Source organism: Leptospira kemamanensis, from assembly GCF_004769665.1.
Classification (GTDB): Bacteria; Spirochaetota; Leptospiria; order Leptospirales; family Leptospiraceae; genus Leptospira_A; species Leptospira_A kemamanensis.
Genome location: NZ_RQGG01000036.1, coordinates 103621 through 120718, shown reverse-complemented (window position 1 = coordinate 120718; position 17098 = coordinate 103621). Strand labels below are relative to the sequence as shown.

The following is a 17098-nucleotide window of genomic DNA, read 5'->3' as shown; positions in this document are numbered from 1 at the left end:
GACATAATTTTTTTATTCGGTTCGACTATTTTTGGTACTTAGGAAGGTTTCTCGATTTTTCATTTGAATTCTACCTACTTGCTAAAAGTATAGTACCCGATTTCACATTTAGGGCGGGGAAGCTTGGACAAACGTTGGGAAGAAATTTTAGAAGAAATATCGAAACAGATACCTCCCAAGTACTTTTCCAATTTCATTGCACCACTTCGTTTCGATAAGTGGGAGAACCAAGTGGTTCACTTAATGGCACCATCGACTGGGATCAAACGCCATGTGGAAACAAAATACATCAGTTTCATTGAAGATGCTTTGTACCAAGTTGTAGGAGACAGATTTAAAGTCTCCATCCTTACAGAATCCGAAACTTCTTCGCATGTTTTAAAAGATGTCATCCAATCTAAATTTGATGATTCTGACTCGGATCTCAATCCTGATTACATCTTTAGCAATTATATCACTTCTGATTCGAATCGAATTGCCTTCACTGCCGCAAAAACCGTGGTGGAACAACCTGGTAAATACAATCCATTGTATTTGTTTGGACCTGTTGGTGTTGGTAAAACACATTTACTTCACGCCATTGGAAATGAGATCAAAAAAAAGGATCCATGGAAAACGGTTCGTTACGTGAACAGTACATCCTTTTTGAATGAATTCATTTTTACTGTCAGACAAAACAATCGTGAATCCCTTGAATCGTTTAAGATTCGTTACCAATCTTATAATGTTTTACTCTTTGATGACATTCAGTTTTTAAATGGTGGGGCAGAAAAAACCCAAGAAGAGTTTTTTGCCCTCTTCAATTTCTTATATGACCGAAAACGCCAAATTGTCATCGCATCAGACAGGCCAAGTTACGAGTTACCTCTCCACGAAAGACTTAAATCTCGATTCGTGCATGGTTTACAAGCGGACATCAAATCTCATGATTTAGAATTACGTAAGTCCTTACTGAAGAATAGTTTTTCCGAATTTAATATTCCTGCAAGTGACAGTTTATTACATTGGCTCGCCGAACGATTAGAAGGTGATTCCCGTGCTCTCATTGGGATTGTCAATGACCTCGTGATGTACAAAAAAGCGTATGAGTATTTTTTACTCACCGAAGACAAAATCAAAGAAATTGCCGAAGCACGTTTTCTCACGAATAAAAAACGAATTGGGTTTAGTCCCGATATGGTCATTGATTTGGTTTGTGAAAGGACTAACGTTGCCAGAAAGGATTTACTCGGAAAAAGTAGAAAGGCAGATTTTATTCCTCCGCGTCACCTTTGTATGCTTCTCTTACACGACGTATTACATGTTCCGAAGGCGCAAATTGGTCGAATTTTTTCTACGACACATTCGACTGTCATCCACGGGATCGATAAATTTAAGGAACGAAAGGCGACCGAACCGCAGTGGGAAGACCTCTTTCACTCCATCAAACACAAGATTAGTTTCCAATAAACTGTTCGTAAAACCTAGAAAGACTGTCGATAAACTGTTGATAGGACATAGTCACGATTTATGGTTCCAATTTTGACGGTAGACCTGTTCAAAGGGACATAAATATTCACACTTGCCAAATGGAAAAAAACTGACATAATTCAATAAAAATTGAACTTTCCGGGCTTTATCGACATACTGACAGAACCAACGGAAACGACATAATATATATAAAGATATATAATATAAATAAGAAGAAGAGGAAAAATGAAATTCACTGTCAATACTACAGAATTCCTAAAAGCAATTAACTCAGTGGATGGAGTAATCTCAGTTCGTGAGATTAAGTCGGCTCTCTCCAATTTAAAAATCCAAACTGGGGACAACGAAGTGTATCTTTCTGCGACGGATTTAGAAATCGCAATCAAAACTTCTGTACCTTCCACCATCGGAGAAAAAGGAACGGCTTCCCTTCCTGCAAAACAACTCTCCAGTATTTTTAAAAATTTAAACTTTGATACAAGTTTACTCACGACGACAGAACAATCCGAAAATTCGGAAACTACGATTACTGATGCTTCTGGAAAGATGGATACAAAGTTCAAAGTGAACGGTATTGATTCAGAAGATATCAAAACCATTCCGAAAGTGGAAGAGGGAAGTGTAGTTGAATTTCCTTGCCAAACCATTCGGGAGATGTTTCGTAAAACTTCTTATGCGATGGCGATTGAAGAAACACGTTTTGTATTCAATGGTTTGTTTTTAAAACCAGATAACACGGATCTCATTGTTGTGGGAACAGATGGACGTCGTTTGTCAAAAATTGTTCGTAAATTTCCAAAACAATTTCCATTCAAAAATGGTGTGATCATTCCTCACAAAGCAGTTCGTGAAATGTTAAAAATGATGGAAGGAAAAGAAACTGCAAAGATTGGTTTTGTGGAAGAACAAATTTATGTTTCCTCTGGAAACGTAGAACTTCTTTTCAAATTGATTGATGGAAACTTCCCTGATTACGAACAAGTGATTCCAAAACAAACTACAGAATCGGTTCGTGTGGTAAAAGCTGACTTTTTAACTTTCTTAAAACAAGCATTGATCTCTGCCGAAGAACCTTCCAAACAAATTCGTTTGGCTTTCACAAAAGGAAATGTAAACATCAGCTCTTCCAATCCTGGAACCATGATGTTTGATCACAATATGCCAATTGAATACAATGGAGAAGCAATCACCATCGCGTTTAAAGGGGATTATTTAAGTGATGTGGTAAAAGCAGTAGATGACCCAGAAGTGATTCTCGAATTTACAACTTCCAGTGCTCCCGTGTTGTTTAAGGATCCTTCTGACAGTGACTTTGTTTCAGTCATCATGCCAATGAAACTTTAATGTTTCTTAAGAAAATCTACATTAAGAATTTTCGTAACCACGAAGAAACACAACTTACCTTTCGATCCCGTCTTGTCTTCTTCATTGGAAACAATGGAGAAGGCAAAACAAATTTACTAGAATCAATATCTCTTTTATCTTACTTAAAAAGTTTTCGAGAATCAGACCAAAACCAATTTTTACGTTGGGATACGTCTGACACGTTCATCCGCGCTGAATTTGAATCGGAAGGGAATGATTATCTTTTTGAATATGGAATTGAACATTCTCATACTAAACGAAAAAAACTCAAAGTGAATGGAGAAGAATTTAAAAAAATCTCTGACTATGTAGGTTACTTTCGTTCGATTGTGATGAGCCCACCTGATATTCTTATCATTGAAGATGGGAATGTAGAAAGACGCAGATTTTTAGATGCTTTTATTTCTTCCACTAATCGTTATTACTTAAAACAACTCATTGAGTATGATCGTTTACTAAAACAAAGGAATGCTGCCTTAAAAAAAGAAAATGTAAGTGATCGTGAAATTGGAATTTGGGACGAACCGATCATTGAACATGACTCGGAAATTCGTGAGATTCGAACGAAAACCATTGAATCTTTAGCAGGTTACTTCCACCAAAATCTTTTGCAACTGAGCTCAGGAAAAGATCCATTTTATCTTACCTATAAACCAAATGTTTCATCCAAGGAAGAACATAGACAAAGATTATTTGATAACTTACGAAAAGACAAAGCCATTGGTTACACAAGTTGTGGAAACCACCGTGATACGTTACCGATCGGATTTGATGATAAAGATTTAAGTGGATTTGGATCTCAAGGGCAAAAACGAAGTGCGGTCATTGCATTAAAAACTGCCTGTTTCCAAATGATTCGGGATACAACTGGCGAGGCACCAGTGCTACTCATCGATGATATCATTCGGGAACTCGATGTAAAACGAAGGGAATACTTTGTGAATTTGATTTCGGAATGTGGTCAGGCATTTTTTACCACCACAGATTTGGAAGGAATCAATGAATATGTTGGAAACCTAACAGTGGATAAAGAAATTTACCAAATTGAGTCGGGGAAAGTGAAGGAAATCACGGGTCTATGAAAAAAGTAGAACTCTCTGAACTCTTCCAAAGCCTTGAGAAACTTGGTCTCGATCGGGAATCCGTTTTCCAAGACCAAATCCTGAAAAAACTACGCTTACAGTGGAATGACATTGTGGGAGAAGTTTTTGGCAAACAGAGTTTTCCCAAATCCATTGATGGTAAAAAACTGACAGTCGTTTGTCGTCACTCGATGGTATCCCAAGAATTTGAGTTCCAAAAAGCAGAACTTTTACAAAAAATCAATCGCATCACAAGCCCAGTTTTATTGGAAAAAATCCAATTCAAAACAGGGAATGAATTCCAAAATCCAAGGTCGTAAAGCCACCCATTCCCCCCGATTTCACTTGCCCTTCGAGGGTCTTTTTGGGATACTTCCTATAGGGTATCTCAAAATTCTATGTCCAACCAAACCGATCAAAACGCCTATTCAGCCTCAAAAATCAAGATCCTAGAGGGTCTAGAGGCGGTCCGGAAACGTCCCGGAATGTATATCGGAACCCAAGATGAATCGGGACTCCACAAGATGGTTTACGAGGTCGTGGATAACTCCGTCGACGAAGCGATGGCTGGCCACTGTACCGAAATTGACGTTCGTATTTTACCAGAGAATATCATCGAAGTCCGAGACAATGGACGGGGGATTCCCACTGAAATTCACCCAGACAAAGGTAAGTCCACCATCGAGGTGGTTCTTACCATCCTTCACGCAGGTGGTAAGTTTGAAAACGATGCTTATAAGGTATCTGGTGGATTACATGGGGTTGGGGTTTCTGTTGTAAACGCACTCTCAACGTATTTGGAAGTGGAAGTTCACCAAGAAGGTAAACTCCATTACCAAAAATACCAAGCCGGTGTTCCAATGGAAGATGTAAAAATCATTGGGGAGACAACTCACCGAGGAACAGTGGTTCGCTTTAAGCCAGATGATACCATTTTTACCACTGTTGATTTTTCCTTTGATACTCTTTCTGCCAGATTTAGAGAAATTGCCTTCTTAAACAAAGGACTTCTCATTCGCATCGAAGACCAAAGAAAAGAAGAGATCGCTAAACATGAATTTAAGTTTGATGGTGGAATCGTTTCCTTCGTGGAATACATCACAGAATCAAAACATCCCCTTCATAAAGTATTACACTTTGTGGGTGAAAAAGAAAATGTTTGGGCAGAGATTGCGCTTCAGTATTGTGATACCTATAGTGAAAATATTTTCTGTTTTACCAATGCCATTAATAACAACTTAGGTGGAACACACTTAGAAGGGTTTAGAACCGCTCTTACAAGAACACTCAACGACCATCTAAAAAAAGACCAAACCTTGTTTAAAAAACAACCTAACGGTTTGCAAGGTGATGACATCAAAGAAGGAATTTGTGCTGTCATCTCCATTAAAATTCCACAACCACAGTTTAACTCTCAAACAAAAGAAAAATTAGTGAACGCGGAAGTTAAGGGTCTCATGCAAACCATTACGGGAGAAGGACTCAATCGATACTTTGAGGAAAATCCTGCTGTCATCAAAAAGATTCTCGAAAAATGTATCTTAGCATCGAAAGCAAGGGAAGCAGCAAGACGCGCTCGCGACCTCACTCGTCGTAAAACGGTGTTAGAAGGTGGTGGCCTTCCAGGGAAACTTGCTGACTGTTCTGAAAAGGATCCCGAACACTGCGAACTCTTCCTTGTGGAGGGGGACTCGGCGGGTGGATCAGCCAAACAAGGTCGTGACAGAAATACACAAGCGATACTCCCACTCAAAGGTAAAATCCTAAACGTGGAAAAAGCACGATTGGACAAAATCCTTTCGAACGAAGAGATTCGAACCCTAATCACTGTTATGGGAACCGGAATCGGTGATGATGAGTTCAATGTAGAAAAACTCCGATATCGAAAAATCATCATCATGACCGATGCCGACGTGGATGGTTCTCACATTCGAACTTTGTTATTAACGTTTTTCTTTCGGTATATGAAACCCATTATTGAACGTGGATCTCTCTATGTAGCGCAACCACCTTTGTATCTCTTAAAGTTTGGTAAAGAAGCGGTGTATGTATATTCTGACCGTGAAAAAGATGAAATCTTAAAAGCCAGACCAAATGATAAAGTTGTGATCCAACGATACAAGGGACTTGGGGAGATGAACCCAGAACAACTTTGGGACACCACTATGGATCCAAAAGAACGAGTCATGTTACAAGTTAAGTTACAAGATTTTGTCGAAGCAGAAGATACATTCAATATCCTAATGGGTGATGAAGTATCTCCTCGTCGTCGTTTCATTGAAGCGAACTCTTACAAAGTAGCAAATTTAGATCTATAATCGGAATTAGGAAAATCAAATGACCGAACAAAACGGCCAAGAAAACGAATCAAACAAAACCTTAGCACTGAATTTATCCGGTAGACCAGACGTAGCCGGTGCTTTAAAAGCTGGTGTCAGGGTCATTCCGGTAGAAATCGAAGACCAAATGAAAGAAGCTTACCTTGATTATGCGATGAGTGTCATCGTAGGTCGAGCTTTACCGGATGTGCGGGATGGTTTAAAACCGGTGCATAGACGAGTCCTTCATGCGATGAATGAAAGAGCATGGCGCTCCGACAGACCTTATGTAAAATCAGCGAAGATTGTAGGTGAAGTGATTGGTAACTATCACCCTCACGGTGACTCTGCTGTTTACGAAACGATGGTTCGAATGGCTCAAACTTTCTCCATGCGAGAAACTCTGATTGATGGTCAAGGTAACTTTGGATCCGTCGATGGGGACAATGCTGCTGCGTATCGTTATACTGAAGCCCGTCTGACTAAACTTGCTGAAGAATTACTCAAAGACATCGAAAAAAATACAGTTAGTTTTTCACCTAACTTCGATGATACAAGACAACAACCAGACGTCTTACCAGCAAACTTTCCTAATATCCTAGTGAATGGTTCTACAGGGATTGCTGTGGGAATGGCAACAAACATTCCACCACATAACTTAAAAGAAGCGGTGAATGCTGTGATTGCGATGATTCAGAATCCAGACATCACTCTTCCAGAACTCATGAAAATACTTCCTGGTCCTGATTTTCCAACAGGTGGTATCATCATTGGTGGAGAAGGTTTATACCAAGCTTACGCTACAGGAAAAGGATCAATTCGAATCCGTTCCAAAGTGGAGATCATTGAAAATAACAAAGGTCGAGAGATCATTGTTATCAATGAGATTCCCTACCAAGTAAATAAGAAAAACCTACTCGAAAAAATTGGAGATCTTGTTAACGAAAAGATCATCGAAGGGATTTCCGAAATATTAGATCTTTCCGATCGAAAGGGAATTCGAGTGGAAATCCATGTGAAAAAGGATGCCAATGCACAAGTCATCTTAAACCAACTGTTTAAGTTAACACAACTCCAAGTGAGTTATGGAATCACGATGCTTGCGATTTTGGACAACCGTCCTAAAATCTTTTCTCTAAAAGAAATTTTAAAATCTTATGCGGAACATCGTCGCGAAGTTGTTGTTAAACGAACTGAATTTGATTTAGACAAAGCACAAAAGAGAGCCCACATCTTAGAAGGACTCAGGATTGCGCTCGAAAATATCGATGAAGTGATTAAAATCATCCGTGCATCCAAAGATGTAAGAGAAGCACAAAGTTCCCTTATGGCAACGTTTTCTCTTTCTGAAGTGCAAGCTGATGCCATTTTAGAGATGCGTTTGCAACGATTAACTTCCCTAGAAGTGCAAAAAATCATTGATGAGTTGGAACAAGTTAGAATTCTCATCGCTGATTTGGAAGATATCTTAGCAAAACCAGAACGTGTGAAATCGATCATTTGTGATGAACTTGGCAAAGTATCCCAATCGTTTGGAAATACTCGCACAACAGAGATTAGTTTAGAATCACTTGAATCATCTACATTTAATGCAGAAGATTTAATTGCGGATGAAGAAGTGGTTGTCCAACTTTCCGAAGATATGTTCATCAAACGACTTCCTATGGATACCTTCCGTCGTCAAAAACGTGGTGGAAAAGGTGTCCAAGGGATTTCTACCAAACGAGAAGACTTTGTCAAAAAACTAAGTAGTGCGATGACTCATGATAACTTAATGCTCTTTTCCAATAAAGGAAGAGCATTCCTAATGAAGGTGTATGAGTTGCCAATAGCAACGAAAGAAGCTCGTGGAAAATCTCTCAAAGCAGTCATTAATCTCAATGACGATGAAATCATCACTTCCTTGTTTACCTTCCGAAACTTTGATGATTCGTATCTTCTCATGGTAACGAAAGAAGGTTTTGTGAAAAAAATCCAATTGGATGAATTCACAAATACGAAAAAATCAGGTATCATTGCGATTGGTCTACGTGATGGAGATGAGCTCATTGATGTAATAGCCAATCCAAACAATTATGATGTGTTCATAGGTAGTAAAAATGGGCTCGCGATCCGAATGAATTTAAATGAACTCAGATCCCAAGGAAGAACTGCTTCTGGTGTTACAGCTATGAAATTGGAAGACGATGATGCGATTGCAGGAATCACTAAAGTAGAACCAAACACTCATTTGTTTTGTATTTCGGAAAATGGTTTTGGGAAACGAACTGACTTCGAAGAATTTTCAACCAAAGGTCGTGGTGGCAAAGGTATGACCTATCTGAAAATTGGAGAGAAGAATGGTCGATCTGTTGGAATCTCTTCCGTAAAAGAAGACGATGAACTCCTTGTGATCACACAGTCAGGAATGGCGATCCGGGTAGAAGTGAAAACCATTTCGATGGTAGGTCGTTCTGCTATGGGAGTCAAAGTTGTGAATACAAAAGATGAAGATTTTGTAAAAGACTTTGCAGTGGTAAGAGAAACTGAATCGGATCAACCAGAAGTTTAATTAGGCAAACAAAGATGGTAAGGATAGGAAATGTAACAATCGAAGGTGATGTGGCTTTATCACCAATGGCAGGCATTTCTGATAGTCCTTACCGCCAAATCACAAAGCGGTTTGGTTCTGCATTTTCTTATACCGAGTTTGTCTCAACGGAACAATTAAAAATTGGAAATGCAAAGTCGCTCGATATGTTTCGATTTGTTGAAATGGAACGACCCATTGTTTTCCAAATTTTTGGTTCTGATTTGGATACAGTGATCCAAGCATCAGAAATTGCGGCGGAACGAAAACCCGACATCATTGATCTCAATATGGGATGTTCTGTTTCGAAAGTATCTCATAATGGATCGGGAGCAGGACTTCTAAAGAACGTTCGTTTGGCGGGAAAAATGATCGAAGGCATTCGAAATCGTTCAGGTCTTCCCGTCACAGCAAAAATTCGATTGGGATGGGATTCTTCCAATTTGAACTACTTAGAAACTTTGAATGTTTTGGAAAATTCTGGTGTATCGGCCATCTCCGTGCATGGACGCACAAAAGCTATGGCATATACAGGTTTAGCAGATTGGAATGCAATTGGAGAAATTAAGTCCCGTGCGAATGTTCCTATTTATGGAAATGGGGATGTGCAAACCTATGCAGAAGCATTAGAAAAAAAGAAAATGTATGGTGTGGACTTGGTATTGATTGGAAGAAAGGCCATTGGAAATCCATGGGTCTTTGGAAACATACCAAAACAATTGGTTTTGTGGAATGAAATCAAATCTGTGATTTTAGAACACTTGGATTTGATGTTAGATTTTTACCCATCTAATGATGATTATGCGTTGGTATTATTTAGAAAACATTTTATCAAATATATAGAAAATACAGGATTCCCGGAAGATACAAAAAGAAAACTTCTTTCGATTACCTCTGTGGATGCATTTAAAGATACATTAGAATCTGTGAAGATGGATTCTAAATTTTTGGAAACAAGCGAAATCAACAATGAGATGATGAACTGTGAAACGTTCGTAAGTCTTGCATAAGGAAACTGAAATGGCAGATTCAAAACAATCGATCTTCTCTGATAGTTATAGCAAATATGGTGGGGCAAAACAAAAAAGAAAGGATGCCCGCGTGAAATTAGATGTTCCTTGCACTGTGGAACTTGTGAAATCCAAAACAGGTCCAGTCACAGGACATCTTTCTGATTTAGGAACTGGTGGACTTGCCTTTCAAACCACTGCGATATTTTATGAAGGGGATCATGTCAAAATCCAATTTTCACTGAATCAGAATCCACTCGAAATTTTAGGAACCGTTCATCGAACCGCAGGAAAAACAACGTCTGTAATTTTTAAACCACTTGCTGCTTCTGAACACAAAGTAGTCCAAGAGTTCATTCACAAACATTACTTCGATCCAAAAGTCAAAAAATAAAAACTTAAAAACTTAAAAACATTTTGTATCTATTGATTAAAGAGGATCCTTCTCCTCTCAAATCAAAATGGATTTAGGTAAAAAAAAAGCCTCCTGGAATGGAGGCTTTTTCGTAACAAAGCGCTAAGTCAGATTATTGAACTGCAGTCGCTTTTGCTTCGAGAGCTTTTTGTCCACCAGCATATCGGAGGTAACCAACACACTGACATTCTTCCCAAGTCTCAGGCTCACCTACGTTTGCGCAGATTCCTGTTTCGTTGTTAAGAGAGCAGCAGTCATAAACCCCAACACCTTTGATAATACCTTTTGATTCTGAAACGATAACAGAACCAGTAGATTGACCATCGGAAACACCAGAAGCTTGTTCTAAGTATTCACCTAAGATTTTTTTCAAACCATCACCAGCAACTTGTAAACGAGCTGCTTCACGGCAAGTGGATTGTTTCATCGCTACTGAATTTGCTTTGATTGCTTTGTCAGATGCACGTGCAGAAAATTTCATGTAAAGATAATCGAATTCTTTTTCTTTTCCTTGGCAGTACTCAGCAGGGCTTTGACCACGTTTTGCAGCCGCCGCGTCTGGGGCACAAGCCCAACCTTCAAAAATCCAACCATTTTTACCTACGGTCGTAGCGTCTCTTCTGCCTCCATCATTGGATCCGCAAGATACAACAAATGCGATTAGAGAGGCACATACGATAAGTGATTTCTTCATAAAGAATCTACTCCTTTTCCGAAGAATTTGATCTGATTCATAACGGTTGTCAATCTTTTATCAAAGAAAACGAAACTGCCTTGTAGGATAAAGATTTACATTTTCCCTTCATAGACCGATTCTAATTTTATGTCTCGATTCCTGCATTCGCATGTTATTGCATTGTTGCTTATTTTTTTTGCGTTCTTCCCTAAAAATGTTTCAGCGAAAGAAATTTCCATCTTACCTGCTTATATTTCGGGAGAAGTACCACCTGTTCTCGGGACAAAACGGGAGGCAGGTTTTGAATTGTCCCGTCTTTCGCGACATTATCTCAAAAGAAATTTTTTTACTGAAATCACGGATCCGAAACTTGTAGAAACATATTTAAATGAAACGGAATGGAATGAGGATGCAGACCTAAAAGATCAGGATTTCACTGGGTATTGCCATGAATGGGATTCTCATTTTGTTGTGCAGGACCAAATTGATTTTGGAAATCCCATCTTAGTCAAAACGAATCTCTTCAATTGTAAAAATTTAACAAAACAAGTGATCCAATCGAAACTCATTTCTAATTTCGTGATGGCATATGAAAAACATACAGAAAAAAGTTTTCGATTTTTACCTCCGCGATATTACGAAAAAAAATCAAAAACTCCTGTTTATTATGAAATCAATTTATTTCTAGATATCCACTCATCGTATGCTTATTACAAAAAAGACATTCTAAAAAGTTTATCTGCCATGTATGACCAAAATGGTTTGTATCTTGGTGTGACAATGGTCAAAAAAGATAAAACTCTTTCCTTACCTCCAACCAAGGATCACGCAGAGATCAAAAAAGTAATGGAAGAAACTGGATGGCAAGGTTCTAACCAAACAGAATCAGTTCTTGCTGCGTTACAAGGCCTCAAAGCAAAACTTTCATCAGGGAAAAAAGAATCGCGAAAATTATTTTTGTTACTTTCTTCCAGTGTCAAAGACAAATCTGGTTCCATCATTATGGCGTTAAATGACTTACGACATATGGAAATTGAACCTATTATTTTGGTTCCGAACCATTCTGATTTGAGCACCATACGAGAAATCCAAAGGATAGGGAAGGCGAGTCATTCACGGGTGGTAGGAATCACAGACTATCAAAAGATTGGAACACAAGATGGATACGAATACTTATATTTAAACCAATTCAATGTATATTCATCCCAAGAAGAGTTACAATATCCATTCCAATGGAACCAAACCAATGTGAAAAAATTTGATGCATCCTTAGTGAGAGCAGCTGTAGATGTTGTATCACCTTACAATCTTTATATGGCCTATGAAAAAATTTCAGAAAAACGTGTTTTAGAAAAAGAAGAAATCAAAACCGACTTAGAATGGATATTACGAAGCGAATCCAATTCGGAATTATTGGAAAAAGATAGATTCCAAACTGTACTTGTGGAAACAAAGGGAGAAGCAATTTGGATCCAAATTCCCTATGACATTCAAGTCACGAAAGGAAAAGAGTATCTTGTCCAAACAACTTTTGTTTTGGATCCTTTGTCTACGTGGGGAATTAAAAATGTTCCGGCGGAAACAACATTACTCAAAACCAATTATTCATATCCTAAAACATTGATGGTGAAACCTTCCCAAGCGAAAAAGTTTTTAGATATCAATCAAATTCGAGAATTTAATGGTTATCTGCAAGGTACAGTGAGTGTCATTAAAAAAAGGTAGTGATCAAAAAGAATGGATTACAAACGGATCTGACATTGAGAAGATCAAAAATCAATGGCTTGAGATTTCCAACTCTACATTACCCATTCTCATTGTAGGGGAACGCGGAGTTGGTAAATCTTTTTGGATTCAAAAAAGTTTTGAGAAAAGAAACATTTCCCCATCCTCCATGATCACTTTTGATTTCTCTTTTTTAAGAGGATTTGAAGAGAATTTAGAAAAAACAAAAACCACTAAGCAAAACCTAACGATTGTTTTGGATTGGATCACAAAAGCTAAAAAAGAAGAAATTGTTCTTTTGCAACAATGGTGGAAATCTGAAAAATATAACGAAAAATCGAAGATCTTTCTCTATTGGGAAATCCATTCTGAAGAAATGGAAATTTTGACACAAAAGAATATTTATTCAGATTTTTATGATCAATTGAAATCTTTTCGTTTTGAATTACCAAATTTGAAAAAAAGAACTTCGGAATTACCACTGTTTGTTCATACCTTCTTGGAAGAAGCGAATCAAAGTTTAGGAAAAAAAATTACATCTTTAGATGAAGATTTTTATATCTTTTTAAAAAATAAAATTTTTAACCGAAACTATACAGAACTAAAAGATCTTCTCTTTGCTTTGGTTGGTTTTTCTTCTGGAAAACAACTTCATTGGAAACAAATCCCTTCTCATTTTTTTGAAAATTCTTTATCCGAGTTAAACATACAACCTGGTATCAGTTTAGATCAATACGAGAAAGAGATCATCAAAGCAAATTTAATTTATACAAAAGGAAATCGCGAAAAAGCAGCCAAGTTACTTGGAATTTCGGAACGTAACTTATACCGAAAGATTCATGAATTTCATTTAGAGGATTTGTCTTGAAGTAATGCGAATAAATGCATTATCTTTTGGATAAAAAAGTTTTTGCCTTCTTCATCTCGTAAACCCGATTTAAATTTAATATTCATTTCAATCACATGTTCATAAAAAAGATCTAAAATTTTATCGGTGAAGTTTGCTGAGTCTGAAACGAGTTGTCTTCTGACAAAGTTCTTGCGTGCTTCTGAAAAACTTCCTGTTTTCAAAAGTTCATCCATAATGGGAATGGGAACTTCTCCATTATGCCTGGCGCGTATCACTTTGATTTTACGTATTTCATCAAGTTTGTAAGTCAATCTGGTTAAAAAATTAAGGATTTCCGAATTTTGGTCATTGAACTTTGTGAACTCTTTGAAAAATTCTCCCTTTCGTTTTTGAACAAGAGTTTCCACTAATACATTCGTATTGAGTTCATTTTGACTAAAAAGAACTGTATTAACATCTTCTAATGTAAACTTAGATCGATGTAGATATTGTTTTAATTTTTTAACACTTTTGATGTAAGCACCCACATTCGCTGGGGTTCGATGGATGAATTCTTCCATCGCGTTGGATTCAAAATGAACTTGTTCTTGGTCACAGACTTCTTTGAAAATTTTAGGATAGTCGTTAGGATACAAAACTTTCGTTTTAAAATAACTTAAAGTTCCTTGGAAGAGGTCGGTTAATCCTTTGGGAATGTCTTTTCCATCGTAATGGATTAAAGTATAAATTTCATCAGAAACGGATGTAATATTTTTACGAAAGCCGGATGCATAGTCTTTCCAATCACTGCTTGCTTTCGCATCTAAAATGGGTTTGAAGAGAGCAGACGCATTTTTGATGATAATGAGTTTACGCGGATAAAACATATCTGGTGTAAACATTTCTGCAAATAATTTCGATTGGTCTCCTGATTCTGGGACTATTAAAATCACTTCGAAGGCACCAAGTGCCGATTGCAAAACTTCTCGGTAGTGATCGACTATGAGTTCAAATTCATAGGAATCCTCGCCAGCATAGGCAAAGAATTGGGGGATTTGGCCTACGGGAGTTTTAAAAAGCTGAAAAAGGGAGTTATATTCTCTCGCTTGTGATTTTTTTGTTTCCATTTTCTTGAATCAGGTCTAATCTATCAACGGGACTGAGGCGATAATCATAGTATGGAAATCTCAAGTAATGTGGCAAGAGTTTCGGGACTCGGGGAACCGTATATGTATGTTTCTCCGACATACAATACGCAGGCTGTCGAGCAGGTGGAAGCAATCCAAGCACGCTCCTACCAACCCAAATATCCAAGTTCGGACATCAAAAACCAAGCCCAGGAAATCCAAACTACCCCTGAGGCAAAAGCTTCTTACAAACCTGGAAACCTAGTCAACTTGTACGCGTAATTGCAAAGTTGACTGCCTGACTAACTTTCTTCCCAGGAACGAATCCAAAGTTCATGGCGAGCCAAAAAACTCCGTAATGGAAACCCCATCACATTTGTATACGACCCGGTCCATTCCTTCACAGGTCCGTTAGGATCTTGGATTCCGTAGGATCCTGCTTTATCGTAAGGTTGGCATCGATTGATGTAATTTCTGATTTCATTCTCACTCCAAGGATGGAAGAGGATCGCTGTTTCTTCATAAAAGAAATCGGTTCCTAGTTTGTGATGGAACGCAACTCCTGAAAACACAGAATGAACTTTGCCACTGAGTGTTTTTAGAATCCGAATCGCATCCTCTTCATCGGTCGGTTTATGTAAAATTTGATTTTCATACACAACAATGGTATCAGCGGACAGATAAAGATTGTTTGGTTCCCAATTGGTTCCTAATTTAGAGTGAACCATTCGTTCTAAATATGAAAGTGGTGATTCTCTATCGTATTGAGACTCGTTGATATGTTCTGGTTGGATTTGGAATCGGAAACCCAAATCTGAAAGGATTTGTTTTCTTCTAGGAGATGCTGACTTTAATACAAACAAATTCTTGCTATTCCTTACGGTATATTGTTTTCTTAGTTCATGGTGAGTCCAAGGTTTTTTACGATTCTTTTATGGGCATTGGTATTAGTGATTGGTTGCAAACGAGGGTATACGGAAGACATCCAAGATTGTAATCCAATAGCCGATTACTATGACAAAGGCACCCATTATATCCGAAGGGACTTAGTAAAAGATGACAATACTCTAGACTATAAAAAATTATTGGAAGATACTAAACCGCAAGCTAGCGAATGTTATCCTTCCAACCATGAGGTAAAATGAATTTATTTGATGTAAAAGGAAAAACAATTTTAATCACGGGAGCCAGTCGTGGGATCGGGAAATCTTTGGCTCTTGGATTTCGTGATGCTGGAGCTATTGTTTATGGAGCAGGTTCCAGACCGGAATCCATTCATTGGATGGAAAAAGAAGGAATCAATGGTGTAGTTTTAGATGTCCGCAGTGAAGGTAGTGCATTTGAAATCATAGGCCAAATCAAAGCAAAACATGGTCGCTTAGATACACTCATCAACAATGCGGGTATTGCAACGAATACACCAGCCTCAGGTTTTAAAGAAGAGGAATTACAAAATATCGTGCAAACCAACTATGTTGGTGTTTTTCGAAACTGCCAAGCCTACTACAAACATCATAAAAAAGAAGGTGGAAACATCATCAATGTTGCTTCGGTTCTTGGTATGGTAGGTAGTAAACTTGCCTCTGTATACTCTGGAACCAAAGGTGCAGTCATTACCTTATCTAAGGCTCTTGCTATTGAATGGTGCAATAATGGATACCGTGTCAATGTGATCTGTCCTGGACTCATCGATACAGACATGACAGACATGATTAAAGACAAGGAATTTATCATGAAACAAGTATTAGCAGGAATTCCCATGGGAAGATTGGGTAAACCTGAAGATATTTTAGGAGCGGCAATTTACTTAGCTTCCGATGCTTCCTCTTATATGACGGGCCAATGCATTGTTCTGGATGGAGGATTAACTGCGCAGTAGCAGTTAACTTTATGATCATTTATCTTCATCCTGATAATCCTGAGATTCGTAAGCTCAAACAAATTTCGGATCGTTTGAGGGATGGAGCAATTTATATTTTCCCTACTGATACGGTGTATGCCATCTTAGCGGATGCAAATTCCAAATCAGCAGTCGAAAAAATTTATTCGATTAAAAAATTACCAAAAGATAAACCACTTTCCCTATTGTGTAAAGATATTTCAATGGCTTCTCATTTTATCGAATACCTACCGAACTCTGCATATCGTTTTATGAAACGAATCACACCGGGTCCTTTTACCTTCGTACTGAAAGCGAATAAAAATCTACCAAAACCATCAGTTGCTCACCACAAAGACAGACAAATTGGAATTCGAATCCCAGATCATATCTACTTACAGGAATTAATAAAAATTCATGATTCCCCCCTTACTTCTACGTCTGCTTTCAGCAACGACGAATTCATCATTGATATTGATGATTTAGAAACAATTTATGGAAACCTAGTGGATGGTATTGTGGATGGTGGGATTGTCAAAACTGAATTATCAACTATGCTTCAAATCAATGATGATGCAATTGAATTAATACGAGCTGGAAAAGGGTATGAACTGATTCAAAACGATATCTAAG

General features: G+C 37.9%; 17 protein-coding genes. 14 read left to right on the top strand and 3 right to left on the bottom strand.

Annotated elements, in window-relative coordinates; genetic code table 11:
• Nucleotides 1-123: 123 nt before the first annotated feature.
• The 8 genes from dnaA to EHQ59_RS13300 all read left to right on the top strand — a co-directional run bounded on the left by dnaA (nucleotide 124) and on the right by EHQ59_RS13300 (nucleotide 10208).
• A complete protein-coding gene (gene dnaA / locus EHQ59_RS13335) occupies nucleotides 124-1449 on the top strand; it encodes a chromosomal replication initiator protein DnaA (protein WP_135620142.1) in 1326 nt (441 codons plus the stop codon).
• A gap of 246 nt (nucleotides 1450-1695) precedes the next feature.
• Nucleotides 1696-2814 carry a DNA polymerase III subunit beta gene (dnaN, locus tag EHQ59_RS13330; RefSeq protein WP_135620141.1) on the top strand — a complete coding sequence of 373 codons (1119 nt, stop codon included), beginning with the start codon at nucleotides 1696-1698 and terminating at the stop codon, nucleotides 2812-2814.
• Nucleotides 2814-3917 carry a DNA replication/repair protein RecF gene (gene recF / locus EHQ59_RS13325; RefSeq protein ID WP_135620140.1) on the top strand — a complete coding sequence of 368 codons (1104 nt, stop codon included), beginning with the start codon at nucleotides 2814-2816 and terminating at the stop codon, nucleotides 3915-3917. Before dnaN ends, recF begins: the two co-directional genes overlap by 1 nt.
• Nucleotides 3914-4237, top strand: a complete 324-nt coding sequence (locus EHQ59_RS13320; protein WP_135620139.1) for a DciA family protein — start codon at nucleotides 3914-3916, stop codon at nucleotides 4235-4237. The genes recF and EHQ59_RS13320 overlap by 4 nt, the downstream gene beginning before the upstream one ends.
• A gap of 78 nt (nucleotides 4238-4315) precedes the next feature.
• A complete protein-coding gene (gene gyrB / locus EHQ59_RS13315) occupies nucleotides 4316-6235 on the top strand; it encodes a DNA topoisomerase (ATP-hydrolyzing) subunit B (protein ID WP_135620138.1) in 1920 nt (639 codons plus the stop codon).
• A 19-nt stretch (nucleotides 6236-6254) separates the two neighbouring features.
• Nucleotides 6255-8786, top strand: a complete 2532-nt coding sequence (gyrA, locus tag EHQ59_RS13310) for a DNA gyrase subunit A (RefSeq protein ID WP_135620137.1) — start codon at nucleotides 6255-6257, stop codon at nucleotides 8784-8786.
• Nucleotides 8787-8800: 14 nt separating this feature from the next.
• Complete coding sequence (locus EHQ59_RS13305) at nucleotides 8801-9814, top strand: tRNA dihydrouridine synthase (RefSeq protein WP_135620136.1); 1014 nt, start codon at nucleotides 8801-8803, stop codon at nucleotides 9812-9814.
• Between the two features lie 10 nt (nucleotides 9815-9824).
• Nucleotides 9825-10208: a PilZ domain-containing protein gene (locus EHQ59_RS13300; RefSeq protein WP_135620135.1), complete on the top strand. Its 384-nt coding sequence runs from the start codon at nucleotides 9825-9827 to the stop codon at nucleotides 10206-10208.
• A 133-nt stretch (nucleotides 10209-10341) separates the two neighbouring features.
• Here the strand turns inward: EHQ59_RS13300 and EHQ59_RS13295 are convergent, their stop codons facing one another.
• Nucleotides 10342-10923, bottom strand: coding sequence for a lipoprotein LipL21 (locus EHQ59_RS13295; protein ID WP_135620134.1), 582 nt, complete (start codon nucleotides 10921-10923; stop codon nucleotides 10342-10344).
• A 129-nt stretch (nucleotides 10924-11052) separates the two neighbouring features.
• Here EHQ59_RS13295 and EHQ59_RS13290 point away from each other — a divergent pair, with 129 nt between their 5' ends.
• Complete coding sequence (locus EHQ59_RS13290) at nucleotides 11053-12630, top strand: LIC10012 family protein (RefSeq protein ID WP_135620133.1); 1578 nt, start codon at nucleotides 11053-11055, stop codon at nucleotides 12628-12630.
• The gene (locus EHQ59_RS13285) at nucleotides 12611-13498 is read left to right on the top strand and encodes a helix-turn-helix domain-containing protein (protein WP_135620132.1); all 888 of its coding nucleotides are present in this window, start codon (nucleotides 12611-12613) and stop codon (nucleotides 13496-13498) included. The genes EHQ59_RS13290 and EHQ59_RS13285 overlap by 20 nt, the downstream gene beginning before the upstream one ends.
• Here the strand turns inward: EHQ59_RS13285 and holA are convergent.
• Complete coding sequence (gene holA / locus EHQ59_RS13280; protein ID WP_135620131.1) at nucleotides 13477-14586, bottom strand: DNA polymerase III subunit delta; 1110 nt, start codon at nucleotides 14584-14586, stop codon at nucleotides 13477-13479. The genes EHQ59_RS13285 and holA overlap by 22 nt on opposite strands.
• A 51-nt stretch (nucleotides 14587-14637) precedes the next feature.
• Here holA and EHQ59_RS13275 point away from each other — a divergent pair, with 51 nt between their 5' ends.
• Nucleotides 14638-14868, top strand: coding sequence for a hypothetical protein (locus EHQ59_RS13275; RefSeq protein ID WP_135620130.1), 231 nt, complete (start codon nucleotides 14638-14640; stop codon nucleotides 14866-14868).
• 20 nt (nucleotides 14869-14888) lie between these two features.
• On the opposite strand, the gene EHQ59_RS13270 is transcribed toward EHQ59_RS13275, so the two are convergent.
• On the bottom strand, nucleotides 14889-15449 hold the full coding sequence (locus tag EHQ59_RS13270) for a Maf family protein (RefSeq protein WP_135620129.1): 561 nt from the start codon (nucleotides 15447-15449) through the stop codon (nucleotides 14889-14891).
• A 39-nt stretch (nucleotides 15450-15488) separates the two neighbouring features.
• Here EHQ59_RS13270 and EHQ59_RS13265 point away from each other — a divergent pair, with 39 nt between their 5' ends.
• From EHQ59_RS13265 to EHQ59_RS13255, 3 genes are read left to right on the top strand one after another with little or no spacing between them, the layout of a single operon-like run.
• Nucleotides 15489-15731, top strand: coding sequence for a hypothetical protein (locus EHQ59_RS13265; RefSeq protein WP_135620128.1), 243 nt, complete (start codon nucleotides 15489-15491; stop codon nucleotides 15729-15731).
• A complete protein-coding gene (locus EHQ59_RS13260; RefSeq protein ID WP_135620127.1) occupies nucleotides 15728-16465 on the top strand; it encodes an SDR family NAD(P)-dependent oxidoreductase in 738 nt (245 codons plus the stop codon). Before EHQ59_RS13265 ends, EHQ59_RS13260 begins: the two co-directional genes overlap by 4 nt.
• Nucleotides 16466-16476: 11 nt before the next feature.
• Nucleotides 16477-17097, top strand: a complete 621-nt coding sequence (locus EHQ59_RS13255) for an L-threonylcarbamoyladenylate synthase (RefSeq protein WP_135620126.1) — start codon at nucleotides 16477-16479, stop codon at nucleotides 17095-17097.
• The last annotated feature ends 1 nt before the right edge of the window (nucleotide 17098 follow it).

What these genes read in the sequence shown, in the direction of transcription:
- dnaN (WP_135620141.1), top strand. Translation starts at nt 1,696, where the DNA reads ATGAAATTCACTGTCAATACTACAGAATTCCTAAAAGCAATTAACTCA.
- recF (WP_135620140.1), top strand. Translation starts at nt 2,814, where the DNA reads ATGTTTCTTAAGAAAATCTACATTAAGAATTTTCGTAACCACGAAGAA.
- EHQ59_RS13320 (WP_135620139.1), top strand. Translation starts at nt 3,914, where the DNA reads ATGAAAAAAGTAGAACTCTCTGAACTCTTCCAAAGCCTTGAGAAACTT.
- gyrB (WP_135620138.1), top strand. Translation starts at nt 4,316, where the DNA reads ATGTCCAACCAAACCGATCAAAACGCCTATTCAGCCTCAAAAATCAAG.
- gyrA (WP_135620137.1), top strand. Translation starts at nt 6,255, where the DNA reads ATGACCGAACAAAACGGCCAAGAAAACGAATCAAACAAAACCTTAGCA.
- EHQ59_RS13305 (WP_135620136.1), top strand. Translation starts at nt 8,801, where the DNA reads ATGGTAAGGATAGGAAATGTAACAATCGAAGGTGATGTGGCTTTATCA.
- EHQ59_RS13300 (WP_135620135.1), top strand. Translation starts at nt 9,825, where the DNA reads ATGGCAGATTCAAAACAATCGATCTTCTCTGATAGTTATAGCAAATAT.
- EHQ59_RS13295 (WP_135620134.1), bottom strand. Translation starts at nt 10,923, where the DNA reads ATGAAGAAATCACTTATCGTATGTGCCTCTCTAATCGCATTTGTTGTA.
- EHQ59_RS13290 (WP_135620133.1), top strand. Translation starts at nt 11,053, where the DNA reads ATGTCTCGATTCCTGCATTCGCATGTTATTGCATTGTTGCTTATTTTT.
- holA (WP_135620131.1), bottom strand. Translation starts at nt 14,586, where the DNA reads ATGGAAACAAAAAAATCACAAGCGAGAGAATATAACTCCCTTTTTCAG.
- EHQ59_RS13275 (WP_135620130.1), top strand. Translation starts at nt 14,638, where the DNA reads ATGGAAATCTCAAGTAATGTGGCAAGAGTTTCGGGACTCGGGGAACCG.
- EHQ59_RS13265 (WP_135620128.1), top strand. Translation starts at nt 15,489, where the DNA reads ATGGTGAGTCCAAGGTTTTTTACGATTCTTTTATGGGCATTGGTATTA.
- EHQ59_RS13260 (WP_135620127.1), top strand. Translation starts at nt 15,728, where the DNA reads ATGAATTTATTTGATGTAAAAGGAAAAACAATTTTAATCACGGGAGCC.
- EHQ59_RS13255 (WP_135620126.1), top strand. Translation starts at nt 16,477, where the DNA reads ATGATCATTTATCTTCATCCTGATAATCCTGAGATTCGTAAGCTCAAA.